The organism is Duganella callida, assembly GCF_004614165.1.
Lineage (GTDB): Bacteria > Pseudomonadota > Gammaproteobacteria > Burkholderiales > Burkholderiaceae_D > Rugamonas > Rugamonas callida.
On sequence record NZ_SPVG01000030.1, the window covers coordinates 44,426 to 58,609 of the forward strand.

Annotated in this window: 13 protein-coding genes; 4 read left to right on the forward strand and 9 right to left on the reverse strand. The window is 64.1% G+C overall.

Going from position 1 to position 14,184, the window contains the following annotated elements; translation table 11 throughout:
- Positions 1-10: 10 nt before the first annotated feature.
- Together E4L98_RS31250 and E4L98_RS03370 are read right to left on the reverse strand one after the other, a co-directional pair.
- Entirely contained in the window at positions 11-1,651 is a 1,641-nt protein-coding gene (locus E4L98_RS31250; RefSeq protein WP_135200160.1) for a sensor histidine kinase, read from the reverse strand.
- A gap of 4 nt (positions 1,652-1,655) precedes the next feature.
- Entirely contained in the window at positions 1,656-2,348 is a 693-nt protein-coding gene (locus E4L98_RS03370) for a response regulator transcription factor (protein ID WP_135200161.1), read from the reverse strand.
- A 207-nt stretch (positions 2,349-2,555) separates the two neighbouring features.
- On the opposite strand from E4L98_RS03370, the gene E4L98_RS03375 reads away from it, so the two are divergent.
- From E4L98_RS03375 to E4L98_RS03385, 3 genes are read left to right on the forward strand one after another with little or no spacing between them, the layout of a single operon-like run.
- A complete protein-coding gene (locus tag E4L98_RS03375) occupies positions 2,556-3,170 on the forward strand; it encodes a Spy/CpxP family protein refolding chaperone (RefSeq protein ID WP_135200162.1) in 615 nt (204 codons plus the stop codon).
- A 28-nt stretch (positions 3,171-3,198) separates the two neighbouring features.
- Complete coding sequence (locus tag E4L98_RS03380; RefSeq protein WP_135200163.1) at positions 3,199-3,885, forward strand: hypothetical protein; 687 nt, start codon at positions 3,199-3,201, stop codon at positions 3,883-3,885.
- Between the two features lie 55 nt (positions 3,886-3,940).
- Positions 3,941-4,849: a dioxygenase family protein gene (locus tag E4L98_RS03385; RefSeq protein WP_135200164.1), complete on the forward strand. Its 909-nt coding sequence runs from the start codon at positions 3,941-3,943 to the stop codon at positions 4,847-4,849.
- Positions 4,850-4,851: 2 nt separating this feature from the next.
- Here the strand turns inward: E4L98_RS03385 and E4L98_RS03390 are convergent, their stop codons facing one another.
- The 5 genes from E4L98_RS03390 to E4L98_RS03410 all read right to left on the reverse strand — a co-directional run bounded on the left by E4L98_RS03390 (position 4,852) and on the right by E4L98_RS03410 (position 11,970).
- Complete coding sequence (locus tag E4L98_RS03390) at positions 4,852-6,291, reverse strand: DUF1501 domain-containing protein (protein ID WP_135200165.1); 1,440 nt, start codon at positions 6,289-6,291, stop codon at positions 4,852-4,854.
- 10 nt (positions 6,292-6,301) lie between these two features.
- Entirely contained in the window at positions 6,302-8,104 is a 1,803-nt protein-coding gene (locus E4L98_RS03395) for a DUF1800 domain-containing protein (protein WP_135200166.1), read from the reverse strand.
- A 332-nt stretch (positions 8,105-8,436) separates the two neighbouring features.
- Complete coding sequence (locus E4L98_RS03400; RefSeq protein ID WP_135200167.1) at positions 8,437-10,689, reverse strand: arginine/lysine/ornithine decarboxylase; 2,253 nt, start codon at positions 10,687-10,689, stop codon at positions 8,437-8,439.
- A gap of 207 nt (positions 10,690-10,896) precedes the next feature.
- On the reverse strand, positions 10,897-11,469 hold the full coding sequence (locus E4L98_RS03405; protein ID WP_135200168.1) for a DUF4337 domain-containing protein: 573 nt from the start codon (positions 11,467-11,469) through the stop codon (positions 10,897-10,899).
- An 18-nt stretch (positions 11,470-11,487) separates the two neighbouring features.
- Positions 11,488-11,970, reverse strand: a complete 483-nt coding sequence (locus E4L98_RS03410) for a dihydrofolate reductase (protein WP_135200169.1) — start codon at positions 11,968-11,970, stop codon at positions 11,488-11,490.
- 201 nt (positions 11,971-12,171) lie between these two features.
- Here E4L98_RS03410 and E4L98_RS03415 point away from each other — a divergent pair, with 201 nt between their 5' ends.
- Positions 12,172-12,351, forward strand: coding sequence for a cupredoxin domain-containing protein (locus E4L98_RS03415; protein WP_135200170.1), 180 nt, complete (start codon positions 12,172-12,174; stop codon positions 12,349-12,351).
- 3 nt (positions 12,352-12,354) lie between these two features.
- Here E4L98_RS03415 and E4L98_RS03420 read toward each other — a convergent pair whose 3' ends face one another.
- Together E4L98_RS03420 and E4L98_RS03425 are read right to left on the reverse strand one after the other, a co-directional pair.
- Positions 12,355-13,062 (reverse strand): alpha/beta fold hydrolase, encoded by a 708-nt coding sequence (locus E4L98_RS03420; protein WP_135200171.1) that lies wholly within the window; start codon positions 13,060-13,062, stop codon positions 12,355-12,357.
- Positions 13,059-14,030: a thymidylate synthase gene (locus tag E4L98_RS03425; protein ID WP_135200172.1), complete on the reverse strand. Its 972-nt coding sequence runs from the start codon at positions 14,028-14,030 to the stop codon at positions 13,059-13,061. Before E4L98_RS03425 ends, E4L98_RS03420 begins: the two co-directional genes overlap by 4 nt.
- Positions 14,031-14,184: the final 154 nt, after the last annotated feature.

Genomic DNA, 14,184 nt, shown 5'->3' on the forward strand with positions numbered 1-14,184 from the left:
GCGGCGCCGGTCAGGCCTTGACCGGCAACACCATGTCCACGCACAGGCCACCACCGGGACGGTTGCTGGCCTTGATGCTGCCGCCATGCGCCTCCACCACGTGGCGGGCGATGGCCAAACCCAGGCCGTGACCTTCGGCGCTGGCGTTGATCGAACGGAAGAAGGGCTGGAAGATGGTTTCCAGATCGGCCGGCGCCACGCCGGGACCGTGGTCCAGCACGCGAATGCTCAGCTGCCCGGTGTCCGGCAGGCTGCGCGCCTGCAATTGCACCGTGCCGCCCTCGGGGCTGTGCTTGATGGCGTTGCGCACCACGTTTTCGATGGCCCGGCCCAGCAAATCCGGCTGGCCGATCACTTTCACGTCCGCTTCGCCGTCCAGCAGCACGCTGCGGTTCTGGCTGGCGGCTTCGTAGGCGGCGTCGTCGGCGATCTGGTCGAGCAGGTCGGCCATGCTGATCTCTTCCTGCGTGGCGGTGATGGCGCCGGCCTCCAGCCGGGCCAGCGTCAGCAGTTCACCCACCAGCTTGTCCATGCGCACGCTTTCGCGCTCGATGCGTTCCATCGACGCGGCCCATTTGTCCGGCTGCTGGTGCGCCAGGCCGATTGCCGCCTGCAACCGCGCCAGCGGCGAGCGCAGTTCGTGCGAAACATCGTGCAGCAGCCGCGTCTGGCCGTCGATCAGGCTGCGCAGGCGCGCGGTCATGCGGTCGAAATCGCGCCCCAGGTCGTTGAGTTCATTGCCGCTGAGGATGCTGGCGTTGGCGAAGCGCGGCGACAGGTCGCCGTCGGCGGCGGCGTCGAATGCCTGGCGCAGCGCGCGGATCGGACGCGAGAAATACCAGGCCAGCAGCACCGAGAACAACAGGCTGGCGACGGTGGCGGCCGCGATCGGCACCCATGGGCCGAGTGGCTGGAAGCGCGGCCCCCACGGCCCACCGCCCATGCCGCGGCCGTCGCCCGGCATGCCCTCGGGGCCGGGGCCGCCGAAACCGTTGGGTTGGAAAGTTGGCGGACCGCCGCGCGTGCCGGTGCCGAATGGTTGGCCCGGCTGGCCTGACTGGTCCGACGGCATGCCCGGCGCCGCCGCAGGCTCTTGGCCGGGGCCATGGAAGCCGGGCGGACGGTTGCGTTCGCGTTCGCGCCGTTCGACGCGCTCCTCGATTTCGGACGCGGCCTTGATGGCGATCTGCGCGCCGCCGCCCAGGTTGGCCAGCAGCGGGCGGTTGTCGCCGTCCATGCCGCGCAGGCGCTCGCCCGAAGGCAGGAACAACAGGTAGCGTTTGCCGTCGTCGCCGCGCACCTGGCGCACCACGCGGCGCTTGCCGTCTTCCTTCAGACGGATGCGCGATTCCTGCAGCGTGCGCGTGCTCACCACCCGGCCCAGCAACTCGTGTTCCTGCTCGTCGACCGCGTACACGCGGTGCCGCTCCATGTTCTCCAGCATGCGCTGCAGCGCCTTGACGCCGCCGAATTCGAGCGTCGCGGCGGCGGCGTTGATGGCCATTTCGGCCGGCGGGCTGGTGTCCAGATTGTCCAGCGGCGACACCTGCTGATTGCGGTTCTTCAGCCAGATAGCGCCGCCGATCCCCACCGTGGCCGCGAACTGCGCCAGCAGGATGGACAGGAAAAACTTCCAGAACAGACGACCCAAGACCTTACTCCTTGATCAGCTGATATCCCAGCCGGTAGACGGTCTGCAGGCAGGAGCGGCCGTCGGCGATGGTGCCGAGCTTGTGGCGCAGGCTGCTGAGGTGGACGTCGATGTTGCGGTCGAAGCGGGCAAGCGGCCGGCCCAGCCCTTGCTCGGACAGCGTGTTCTTGCTGACTGGCTTGCCGGCGTTGCGGGCCAATACTTCCAGCAGGTTGAACTCGGTGCTGGTCAGTTCCAGCTTGTCGCCGGCCCAGGTGGCGCGGCGCTGTTCCGGATACATGGTCAGCTGGCCGACCGTGATCGCGCTCGAGGTGCCGCTGTCGGCCGGGGCGCTCTGCGCGCGGCGCAGGATGGCGCGGATACGCGCGGTCAGCTCGCGCGGCGTGCACGGCTTGGCCACGTAATCGTCGGCGCCCAGCTCCAGGCCGACGATGCGGTCGGTATCGTCGCCGCGCCCGGTCAGCATCAGGATCGGCAACTGGCTGTGGGTGCGGATGCGGCGCAGGGTTTCCAGGCCGTTCATGCGCGGCATCATCACGTCGAGGATGGCGATGGCGTACAGGCCGGTGTTGGCCTCGGCGGTGCCGGCCTCGCCGTCGTGCACGGCTTTGACGTCGAATCCTTCCTGTTCCAGATATTCCTTGAACATGCCGACGAGTTCGATGTCGTCGTCTATCAGCAGTACTTTGCTCTTCATTGCAGCGCGCTTGGTTGGATGGAGGTCGTCCATGATACCAGCCCGAAACCGTGGCCATGCCCGGTTTTACCCCGATTTACAAAGATTTTCCTGAAGGTAATTGAATGTCAGACTGACATTTTTACGCCGATTTACGTTGCGCTTACCGCGCTTAACAGGGGCGACATCGAGAATGGTGGCTCTCCACCAAGAACAAGGATTATTTGCATGAAGACACCAACAGCTAGCGTACGCAACATCGTGCTGGCCGCCGTCATGGCGCTGCCACTGTGTACGGTGGGCGGCGCCGCCCGTGCCGATGAAGAGATGGCCGGACCCATGCCTGCCGCCCAGGACCAGCACGGTCCGCGCGGCCCCGGCCGATTCGCCGACGATGGCGCTGACGCCGGTCCACCATCCGGCGGCCCTGGACACGGCCCCGGCGAGCGCGCAGGTGCCGGGGCCGGTGGCCCGGAGCACGGCCCCGGGTTCGGCCCCGGTCCCATGCCCGGCGTCGGTCCCGGCCGTCCGCCATTCCTCCACGGCATCGCACTGACCGAAGCGCAGGATGACAAGATCTTCGCGATCTTGCATGCGGAGCAACCATATCTGCGCGAGCAGGGCAAGGCGGCCGCCAAGGCGCGCCAGGCACTGCGCGAGATGGCCGGCGCCGACAAGTACGACGACGCCAAGGCCGCCGCGTTGGCCAAGGAGGCCGCCACCGCCGAGGCCAACCTCGCGCTACACCACGTACGGACTCAGCAGAAACTGCTGGCCGTGCTGACGCCGGAGCAGCGCACGCAGTTGACGGCGGAGCAGCCGCATCACCCGCCGCGTCCGTGATTCCTTCAACCCACCAGCGGAGAAATGTATGTCGATTAGTGCCTTGAGTTCCAGCAGCCAGCTCAGCTTCCTGAGCCGCCTGAGCAGCGTCAACGCCAGCAGCAGCAACAGTACCGACGGCGTGCGTCCGCCGCCACCGCCGCCGGACGGGGCAGGCGGCGGTTTCGCCGACGCCATCGCCGCGGCATTGAAGGCGATCGGCGTCAGCGACAGCGGCAGCACAGCCAGCACCTCGGACAGCTCGGCCAGCACGACCGCCAGCACCGACGCCAGCGACAGCGCCGACGGCGCCGATGCCGCCGCCGCGCTGGGCAGCTTTCTGCAGAGTCTGATGGGAGCGCTGCATGCACAAAACAGCAGTAGCGAACCGCCGCCACCGTACAGCGAGCAGCAGGCCGGCGGTCAAGGCGGCCAGGGCCGTCTGGATGCCGACCTGCAAAGCCTGATTTCCAAGCTGAGTTCGGACAGCACGAGCAGCGCCAGCGGCTCCAATGACAGCGATGACGCAGTCAGCCAGCTGGAAAGCAGCTTTGCAAATCTGCTGGACAAGCTGGGCGTCAGCACCGATGCCGCCGGCAGCACCGATGCCGCCGACAGCACCGACAACAGCGGCGGCACAGCCATCGCCTCCAGGCTGGAGGCTTTCCTGCAGGCGCTGTCCAGCAAGGTCGGCCACCACGGCGCCAGCGGCAACCTGGTCGACACCACGGTTTAAGCGCAGTACCCGTCGCCGCGCGTCCTGCGCGGCGGCTTCACTCACCGGAAAAGATATGGATATGCACGACGATCACCATCACAGCCTGGCCGACGATCTGGCCGCGATGCTCAATCTGAACCACGACCGCCGCCAGACCCTGCGCTGGCTGCTGGCCGGCGCCTCGGCGTTGCCGATGCTGGGATGTGGCGGCGGCTCGGACGCGGGCGGCAGCGCCGCCACCACGCAGACCTCGACCACCACCACCACGACCACGACCGGCAGCACGGGCACCAGCACCACCGGCAGCTCCGGCACGGGCACCACCACCACCGGTTCCTGTTCGGTGATTCCGGAGGAGACCGGCGGCCCTTATCCGGCCGACGCCACCAACAGCAACAACAGTGGCGTGGTCAATGTGCTGACCCAGTCGGGCGTGGTGCGCAGCGACATCCGCAGCAGCTTCGGCAGCGCCAGCGCTGCGGCGGCCGGCGTACCGCTGACCATCAAGCTGCAGATCGTCAACGCCAACAACAACTGCGCGCCGCTGGCCAACGCCGCGGTCTACCTGTGGCACTGCGACCGCGACGGCAATTATTCGCTGTATTCGAGCGGCGTGACTGGCCAGAACTACCTGCGCGGGGTGCAGGAAACCGACAGCGGCGGCAACATCACCTTCACCTCGATCTATCCGGGCTGCTACTCGGGCCGCGTGCCGCACGTGCACTTCGAGGTGTACCCGTCGCTGGCCAAGGCGACCACCGCATCGAGCCGCATCAAGACGTCGCAGTTCACTTTCCCGGTGGCGACCAGTACCGAGGTCTACGCCACCACCGGCTACAGCGCCAGCGTGCGCAACCTGGCGTCGATCAGCTTTGCGACGGATAACGTGTTCAGCGACGGCTACGCGCTGCAGATGGCCACCATCAGCGGCAACACCACGGACGGCTATGTGGCGACGCTGGTGGTGGCGGTGTCCGCTTAGGCTCAGGCGGCGTTCATGAAGCCCAGGTTGCGGGTGCTGAAGTTGCCGATGTTCGGAAACACATCGGCGATCTGGGCTGCGGACAGGCCGAACCAGCTGGCCAGCGTGGCGCCATACTGGTCCACCGAGACGGTCGGCAGCAGGGCGCCCGAGCCGACGTCCAGCGCGTGGCCCTCACCGCTGGGAGGGAAGACGCCGTAAATATCTTTGCCCTTGACCGCGCCGCCGACCACGAAGTGGTGCGAGCCCCAGCCGTGATCGGTGCCGTCGCCATTGCTGGCGAAGGTGCGGCCGAAGTCGGAAGCGGTGAACAGGGTGACTTGTTTGCGCATGTCGGTGCCCTGCAGGCTGGCCATCATGTTGTCAAAGTAGGCGATGGCGTGCGCCACCTTGGCCAGCAGTTCGGCGTGGTCGTCCAGCTGGGTGCTGTGCGTATCGAAACCGGCCATGTTGACATAAAATACCTGGCGTTTCGCGCCCATGCCACCGCGACCGGCGATCAACCGCGCCACCATTTGCAACTGTTTCGCCAGCGGGTTGACGCTGGATTGGCCAGTCACCGGGCTGACGAAGGCGCTGGGGTCGGGCACGCCGTTCGCGCCGGCCGCCGGCAGCGAACTGGCCAGCACCGACTGGCTGGCAATCGCGCGCTGCATGATGGCCGCGTACTCTTTTTCCATCGGGTCGTTGCTGGACGCCGTGATGATGGATTGCAAGGAGTTGCCGGCCGGGGTGGTGTGAAACAGCGAGCCGGTCAGCACCTCCACCGGCGGATTGCCGTTGGGATGAACCTGGAACTGGCGCACGCTGCGGCCCGACAGGAATACCGTATTGCCGGCGGTGGAAATGCTGGTAAAGGTCGCATTGCCGTTGCCGGATGCCACCAGGTCGCCCATGCGACCGCCCCAGCCCGACGCCGTGCCTTCGGGACCGCCCGACTGCCAGACCGATTGCTGGTCATTGTGCGAGAACAGCTTGGGCGGCAGCGCCACCGAGCCCGCGTTGTACTGCGCCAGCGTGGTCGGCTGCACCAGCGTGCCGACGTTGGCGACGATGGCGGCGCGGCCGCCGTCGAACAGGGTTTTCAGCGGCGCCAGCGACGGGTGCAGTGCAAAGCTGCGGCCCGTCTGGGCGGTATTCGGCGTGATCGACAGCAGGCCGCGGCTCTGGCCCGGCGCCGGCAGCGCCAGGTTGCCGTTGTCGTTGCCGCCACGCAGACGGGTATATTCCGACCACGACGCCGGGTCGGTGGCCACCACGGTGTTAAACGGGTCGTTACCGCCGACCATGAACAAGCAGACGATGGCTTTATAGTCGCCGGCGGTCTGTGCCGCGGCCGTACCCATGGCGGCCAGGTTCAGCGCAAACGGCGCGGCGCTGGCGCCGGCGGCGGCCAGCATGGAACTGAGGAAACGGCGGCGGGAGAATTGCTCTTTGCTCATTTTTAACTCCTTATTTCTGTACGACGTATTCAGGCGAAGCCATCGCCAGGAAAATGGCCAGGGAAACCCGCGAATCGCGCGACACGGTCGCGTCGGCGGCGTTGGTCGCCACCGCCGGGTCTTGCACCGACTTGACGGCACTGAGGATCTGGTTGCGCAGCGAGCTGGACATATTGCCGTTCAGCAGCAGCAGCTTGACGCGGTCGACCAGCGCCTCCGGCTGGGAGACCAGCGCCCGCTCGGCCGTGTAGTTGGGCACGAGGTCCGGTACGCCGCTGGCGCCGCCGGTGCCCGAGTTGATGGCGTAGCGCATGAAGTTGACGTAGCCGATCACCGAGGGCTCGGTGGCGATCTGCAGTTCCGGCGCGCTCAGGTTCTTGGCGGCCAGATCGGAGTTCGGCGGTACGTAGCCCGGACGGTAGAAATTGAACACCGACGGCGAGTTCATCGGCGTCTGCGCCAGCTGCTGGACCGGATTATCGGTGTTGAACATCAGGAAACGGCCCGACTTCGAGGTGACGTTGAAGGCGCGCATCCAGTTGGTCAGGCGGATCACCGGTTCACGTACCTTGGGCGAGGCGGTCACGCCCGGCGCGTTGGCGTAGCGGGCTTCCGGCGCCAGGAAGATGGCGCGGATCACCGCCTTCATGTCGCCGCGCACGCCCTGGCCGTTGTCGGCAAAGGTCAGCGCCACGCGCGACACGTAGGCCGGCGAAGGATTGCTGGTGACCAGGCGTTCGATCAGGCGGCGGGCAATGAAGGGGCCGGTGTTGCGGTTATTGAACAGCGTGTCCAGTGCCACTTTCATATCGGCTTCGGCCGTGGTGCCGCTGCCGATGGTTTTGCCGAGGAAGCGCTTTTCCGAGGTCGAGTGGAAAGCCGAGTACACTTGCATCGGCATGGTTTCACGGTTGGCGTCTTTGAGCGTGCCATAAAAACGCGCTTCGGACGCGTCCGGACCACCCCAGCACCAGCCGGTAAAGACTTTCGCCAGGCCCATGACGTCGGCGTGGCTGTAGGTTTCCACCGGTTTGCCATTTTGCAGCAGCAGCGTGCCGTCCTGTTTTTGTTCATACAAGCCGATGGTCATCAGCTGCATGATTTCGCGCGCGAAGTTTTCGTCCGGCATGCGGGTCGCCGATTCCTTCTGGTTGCGCAGGTGCGACAGGTACAGGCCCATCATCGGGCTGGTGGCCACGTCCTGCAGCAGATCGCGGAAGTTGCCGAAGGCGTTTTTCTCCAGCAGGTCGTAGTAATTTGCGACGCCGCGCGGGAAATTATAGATGGCAACCTGCTGGGTCGAGATCACGAAAATTTGCGACAGCGCGTAGGCCACACGCTGACGCAACTGATCGTCGCCAGTGACGGCCTGCTTCCACCAGCTTTCCAGAAAATTATTGGTGGTCAGGTTGGCGACGCCGCCCAAGCTGGGGGCCAGCGCATTCATGGTCGCCAGGTGGCTGGTACGTGGCAGCGCGAATTGCGCCTCAATCCAGGCCGCCTGGCCGCTGGCGGCGACGTCATTGATGGATTTCTCGGTAGGGCCGAACGTTGCCTGGGCCAGGAAGCGGGATGCCTCGGCCGGAGAGATCGGGCTGGCGGCCACAGCGGCCGTGGGGGCGGCCGCGGCGCCACCCTGGACAACGCGGCTGGAACTGGCGCCCGCGCCGCCTTGCACCACCAGGCCAGCGGTGGCGACGAAAGTATTGGCATCGTTCGATGAAGACAGGTTTTGGCCATCGCCACCGCCGCAGGCGGACAATATAAGCAGCGAGGTCAGCGGCAGGGCGTACCGGAGATTTCCTAGTTTCATTTAGTTTCCCAACGGAATTATTTGACACGAGCCGATTGTAAAATAATTTTTTTGGGAAATAAAAAGGCGATTTCAATTCCGCGCTGCAATGTTAACTTTGGGGAATTTTTTTTGACGGAGATCGGCGGAGTTCGCCACAAAATACGGGAACTTATTAGGGTGAAAACGGATATTAATTTTTGACAAGGTGTTGCGTTCATGTTGAAATTGTGTCGCCGCAAATTAAAATTGCGACATTGTGTTGCTCAGCTTGTGTCTTCCTTGAGTTATTCACAATGTTTATGACAAAAAAAGGGCAGCTTGCGCTGCCCTGGTGCGCTTGAACGGCGAGTTTATTGCTTGACGCAATCGACGAAATAGCCGCGCTTGCCATCGACTTCGCGCTTGACCAGCCCGTGCACGTCGGTCTCGAAGCCGGGGAAGCGCTCGTTGAAGTCGCGCGCGAAGCGCAGGTAATCGACGATGGTCCGGTTGAAGCGCTCGCCGGGGATCAGCAGCGGAATGCCGGGCGGATACGGCGTCAGCAGGATCGAGGTGATGCGGCCTTCCAGCTCGTCGATGGCGACGCGTTCGATTTCGCGGTGCGCCATCTTGGCGAACGCTTCCGACGGCTTCATGGCCGGCACCATGTCCGACAGATACATTTCGGTGGTCAGGCGCGCCACATCGTAGGCCTTGTAGAAGTCGTGGATCTGCTGACACAGGTCGCGCAGGCCGACTTTTTCGTAGACCGGGTTGGCGGCCGCGAATTCCGGCAGGATGCGCCACATCGGCTGGTTCTTGTCGTAATCGTCCTTGAATTGCTGCAGAGCGGTCAGCAGCGTGTTCCAGCGGCCCTTGGTGATGCCGATGGTAAACATGATGAAGAACGAGTACAGGCCGCACTTTTCAATGATGACGCCGTGCTCGGCCAGGTACTTGGTCACGATCGAGGCCGGAATGCCGGTCTCGTCGAACTGGCCGTCCAGCGACAGGCCCGGATTGACGATGGTGGCCTTGATCGGGTCCAACATGTTGAAGCCCGGCGCCAGCTTGCCGAAGCCGTGCCAGTCGTCTTCCGCCTTGATGATCCAGTCTTCGCGCGAGCCGATGCCTTCTTCGGCGAACTCTTCCGGACCCCAGACCTTGAACCACCAGTCCTTGCCCCATTCCTGGTCGATCTTCTTCATGGCGCGGCGGAAGTCCAGCGCTTCCAGGATCGATTCCTCCACCAGCGCGGCGCCGCCCGGCGCTTCCATCATGGCGGCGGCGACGTCGCAGGAGGCGATGATCGAGTATTGCGGCGAGGTCGAGGTGTGCATCAGGTACGCCTCGTTGAAGGCGTCCTGGTCCAGCTTGACGGTTTCCGACTCGCGCACCAGCACCTGCGAGGCCTGCGACAGGCCGGCCAGCAGCTTGTGGGTCGACTGGGTCGAGAAGATCATCGATTCCTTGGCGCGCGGCCGGTCCTTGCCGATCGCGTGCATGTTCTTGTAGAAATCGTGGAAGGTGGCGTGGGGCAGCCAGGCTTCGTCGAAGTGCAGGGTGTCGATCTTGCCGTCAAGCAGTTCGCGCAGGGTTTCCACGTTGTACACCACGCCGTCATAGGTCGACTGGGTGATGGTCAGGATACGCGGCTTCTTGTTCACCGCGTCGCGGGCGAACGGGTTGGCCTCGATCTTGCGCATGATGCTTTCTGGCGAGAACTCTTCCAGCGGGATCGGCCCGATGATGCCCAGGTGATTGCGGGTCGGCATCAGGAACACGGGGATGGCGCCGCACATGATGATCGAGTGCAGGATCGACTTGTGGCAGTTGCGGTCGACCACCACGATGTCGCCCGGTGCCACGGTCGAGTGCCAGACCATCTTGTTCGAAGTCGAGGTGCCGTTGGTGACGAAGTAGCAATGGTCGGCGTTGAAGATGCGCGCGGCATTGCGCTCGGACTTGGCGACCGGGCCGGTGTGGTCCAGCAACTGGCCCAGTTCTTCCACCGCATTGCAGACGTCGGCGCGCAGCATGTTCTCGCCAAAGAATTGGTGGAACATCTGGCCGATCGGCGATTTCAGAAACGCCACGCCGCCCGAGTGACCTGGGCAGTGCCAGGAATAGGAACCGTCATTGGCGTACTCGACCAGCGCGCGGAAGAACGGCGGCGCCAGGCCGTCCAGATAGGACTTGGCTTCACGGATGATGTGGCGCGCGACAAATTCCGGGGTGTCCTCGAACATGTGGATGAAGCCGTGCAGCTCGCGCAGGATGTCGTTGGGAATGTGGCGCGAAGTGCGTGTTTCGCCATACAGGTAGATCGGGATGTCGGCGTTCTTGTAGCGGATTTCCTCGACAAAGGCGCGCAGCGATTTCAGCGCGGTGTCGGTGTCTTCCACCGAGCCGGTGCCGAATTCCTCGTCGTCGATCGACAGCACGAAGGCCGACGCGCGTGATTGCTGCTGGGCGAACTGGGCCAGATCGCCGTAGCTGGTCACGCCCACCACTTCCATGCCTTCTTTTTCCATCGCATCGGCCAGGGCGCGAATACCCAGGCCGGACGTGTTCTCGGAACGGAAATCCTCGTCAATGATGACGATGGGGAAACGAAATTTCATGCATGTCTCCAAAAAAGCAGCCGCCCCTGACCGGATATGGAGGGGCGGGCTAGGGCGCGACCCTGCGGCCGCCAAAAAAATAAAGCGGGATTCTCGCAGAAATAGGGCCGCTGCGGGAAAAAATTATCGTAACAGAATGCACTGCCGGCATGACGCCAGCGTGACAGCCGGCATCATGTTTTCCGGTCAATGTTGCGCAATGGCCGCTCAGTGGCCGCCCAGCCAGGCCATGACACCCAGGGCGATGCCGACACCGGCCACGCCGTAGGCCAGGCCCATCATCCATTTCTTGCGCGTCAGCAGGGTGATCGCGGCCAGCGAGATGGCGATCTGCTCGGCGGTGGTGGCCAGCGCCCATTGGTGGTGCTTGTGCATGGCCTCATCCGATTTGTGGTTCCATTCTTTGGAGGACTCTTCCCACTTCTCGGCATCTTTCTTGATGTCTTCCTTCTCCTGCTTGTAGCGGGCGACCTCGGTCTCGTAGCGCTTGGGATCGACGCCGGGCAGGGTGATTGCCAGCTCGGCCAGGTTCTGCTTGGCGGACTTGGCCTGGTAATAGTTCCAACGGTTGGCCGCCTCGGTCTTGTCGATGGCGGCGTTGTTCTTGAACAGCGCGGCATCGTTCTGCGTGGCGCCGCCGAGGTAGCCGAACGCCGCGCCGACGGTGGCCAGGATGGCCGTCATCACGGCGATGTTGTTGGAGAAGCCGTCGCTGCCGTGTGCAGCGTGTTCGACCGCGTGATCGTGCGGTCCGTGTACGTGAAAGCCTTGACCAGACATGGGTATCCTTAATAAAACTCAGGCCTTGCGGCGCAGGGTGACAAAAGCGTAGTGCAAACCGGAGGGCGAGACGTGCGCTTCGCGCGCGGTTTCCTGCCAGACGCCGGCATCGGGTTCGGGGAAGAACGCATCACAGTCGAATGTATGGGCGATTTGCGTGATGATCAACCGGCTCGCCAGCGGCATCGCCTGCCGGTAGATCTCGGCGCCGCCGATGACGAAGGCGTCAGCGTCTTCGACCAGCGCCAGCGCGGCCTCGATGGAGTTGACGGCTTCGACGCCGTCGTGGCGCCAGCCGGCGTTGCGGGTGATGACGATGTTGCGGCGGTTGGGCAGCGGGCGGCCGATGGAATCGAAGGTCTTGCGGCCCATGATGATGGGATGGCCGGTGGTCAGGCGCTTGAAGTGCGCCATGTCCTCCGGCAGTTTCCACGGCAGGGTGTTGTGGATGCCGATGCCGCGGTTGGCGTCGGTGGCAACGATGATGGTCAGATGGCTCATGGTGATACTGAAACTGGATTGAGCCGGTATTATCGTTGAAAATCGCTGTCGGCGGCGTGCAGGCGCCGCGAAAAGTCCAGCAGGCCCTGGGGATTGATGTCGGGCGGCGTATCTACGCCAGGGGCAAAGAACGCGTGATCAGGATCGAGGCACGCAAATTCCGGTTTTCGCCCAACGTGATCGAGCTGAGAGCTGACGGCGGTGGATTTCCCGCATGGGTTCAGCGTGCCGGAACTGAACCTGCTTGCCGATCTGGTCATGGACAAGCCGGTGCAGGTCAGGCAGAAGCCGGAGGCCGAAGGCAGATTCGGCTTCCTGTGCGATAACTTCTGCGGCAGCGGCCACGAGGAAATGGCCGAGACGATGAACGTGACAGCCTGACGCTCAACGCCCGGCGTGGTGGAAGAATCCCCGCAGATGAGTTGCCAGCGCCTGCGGCGCTTCCAGCGGCATCATGTGACCGGTGCCCGTTTCGAGCAGGTGCAGTTCGGCGTCCGGGCAGTTGGCGGCCAGTTCACGGACGTCGTCCGCCGGGACCAGCTTGTCCTGTTCCGCGCCGATGATCAGTACCGGGCAGCGCAAGGCGTGCACGCGCGCCATCAGGTCGGGGCGCTCGATGGTGCTGCGGAACTGCGCCAGCAGCACTTCCTTGCCCAGGTCCACGGCCATCCGCTGGATCACGTCGATGATACCGGCATCGTCCAGATGTTCGGGCGCGACGATTTCGCGCAGGCGCATCTGCGTCATGCCGGTGTAGTGGTTTTTTTCCAGTTGCGGAATGATGCGCTCGCGCGTGGCCTTTTCCTTGTCGCCCAGCTTTTTGCCGGCGCTGCCGATGATGGTCAGCGACTTCACGCGTTCCGGATAGGCCAGCGCATATTCCACCGACAGGTAGGCGCCGAGCGAGAAGCCGACCAGGTTGGCCCGCGGCGCGCTGTGGGCGCCGATCAGTTCCAGCATCTGTTCGCGCGTGTGCGCCTTGTACAGCGGAACGTGGTTGAATTCGAAGCTCCCGTCCAGCAAGGGCAGCAGACGGCTCCACATGCGTTCGTCGCACAGCGTGCCTGGCACAAAGTCCAGACGCGTGGTCATACGGCCATCGGCGCGGTGATGGGCGCATGGTGCTGGTAGCCTTCCAGCATGAAGTCGGACGGTTCGATTTTCTCCAGCCATTCAGGCTCGTATTTGCCGGTCGGGGTGTAGGCCGGCACACGGTCGGAAATGATCAGCTGCGGCAGCGGCAGTGGTTCGCGCTTGAGCTGTTCCCGCACCATGTCCATGTGGTTTTCATAGATGTGGGCGTCGCCGATGAAGTAGCTGAACCAGCGCGGCGTGTAGCCGGTCAGGCGGCCGACCAGATGCATCAGCGCCGCACCCTCGGCCAGATTGAACGGCGTGCCCAGGCCCAGGTCGTTGGAGCGCACGTACAGGCACATCGACAGTTCTTTGGTCGATGGATTGGGTATGAACTGATAGAGCAGATGGCAGGCGGGCAGGGCGACGGCGTCCAGCACGGCGGGATTCCAGCCGTGGAACAGGATGCGGCGGCTGCCGGGGTTGTGGACGATGGTGTCCAGGCATTCGCGCAGTTGGTCGATGGCTTTGTACAGCAGGACTTTCTGGACGCCTTCCTCCTCCACCTGCGAGACGATGGCGTAGCCTTTCTTCAGGGCGTCGGCAATTTGCGCCTCCTGGTCGGCGTCGAGCAGCTTGTAGCCCGGCCATTGGCGCCACTGCACACCGTAGACCGGCCCCAGGTCGTCGGTGCCCTGGCGATACGGATTGTCCAGCCACTGCTGGTTTTCATTGGCGTTCTGGTCCCAGACCTTGCAGCCCAGCGCGCGGAAGTCGGCCGCGCTGCGCGAGGCGCGCAGGAAGGCGCACAGTTCGCCCACCACGGACTTGAAGGCGAGCTTTTTGGTCGTTACCGCGGGAAAACCTTTGGTCAGGTCGAAACGCATCATTGCGCCCGGCACGCTCAGGGTGCGGATGCCGGTGCGGTTGTCTTGCCAGCTGCCGGTGTCGATGACGGTTTGGATCAGGTCCAGGTATTGCTGCATTCGGTTCTCCAACGTGTGCGGGGTGGTGCGGGGACGGCTATTTTAGCAGGCCGGCCGGTCCCGGTCAGCGGCCGCCCGGTTTGCCTTTGCGACCGCCGGCTTGCGCGGTGGCGCGGCCCTCGGCGCGCGCCTGCGATTTGGCGCCGCGCCGAGG

Excerpts from the sequence above, each read along its gene's own strand:
- E4L98_RS03370 (WP_135200161.1), bottom strand. The coding sequence starts at position 2,348 with ATGAAGAGCAAAGTACTGCTGATAGACGACGACATCGAACTCGTCGGC.
- E4L98_RS03375 (WP_135200162.1), top strand. The coding sequence starts at position 2,556 with ATGAAGACACCAACAGCTAGCGTACGCAACATCGTGCTGGCCGCCGTC.
- E4L98_RS03380 (WP_135200163.1), top strand. The coding sequence starts at position 3,199 with ATGTCGATTAGTGCCTTGAGTTCCAGCAGCCAGCTCAGCTTCCTGAGC.
- E4L98_RS03385 (WP_135200164.1), top strand. The coding sequence starts at position 3,941 with ATGGATATGCACGACGATCACCATCACAGCCTGGCCGACGATCTGGCC.
- E4L98_RS03390 (WP_135200165.1), bottom strand. The coding sequence starts at position 6,291 with ATGAGCAAAGAGCAATTCTCCCGCCGCCGTTTCCTCAGTTCCATGCTG.
- E4L98_RS03395 (WP_135200166.1), bottom strand. The coding sequence starts at position 8,104 with ATGAAACTAGGAAATCTCCGGTACGCCCTGCCGCTGACCTCGCTGCTT.
- E4L98_RS03400 (WP_135200167.1), bottom strand. The coding sequence starts at position 10,689 with ATGAAATTTCGTTTCCCCATCGTCATCATTGACGAGGATTTCCGTTCC.
- E4L98_RS03405 (WP_135200168.1), bottom strand. The coding sequence starts at position 11,469 with ATGTCTGGTCAAGGCTTTCACGTACACGGACCGCACGATCACGCGGTC.
- E4L98_RS03410 (WP_135200169.1), bottom strand. The coding sequence starts at position 11,970 with ATGAGCCATCTGACCATCATCGTTGCCACCGACGCCAACCGCGGCATC.
- E4L98_RS03420 (WP_135200171.1), bottom strand. The coding sequence starts at position 13,062 with ATGACCACGCGTCTGGACTTTGTGCCAGGCACGCTGTGCGACGAACGC.
- E4L98_RS03425 (WP_135200172.1), bottom strand. The coding sequence starts at position 14,030 with ATGCAGCAATACCTGGACCTGATCCAAACCGTCATCGACACCGGCAGC.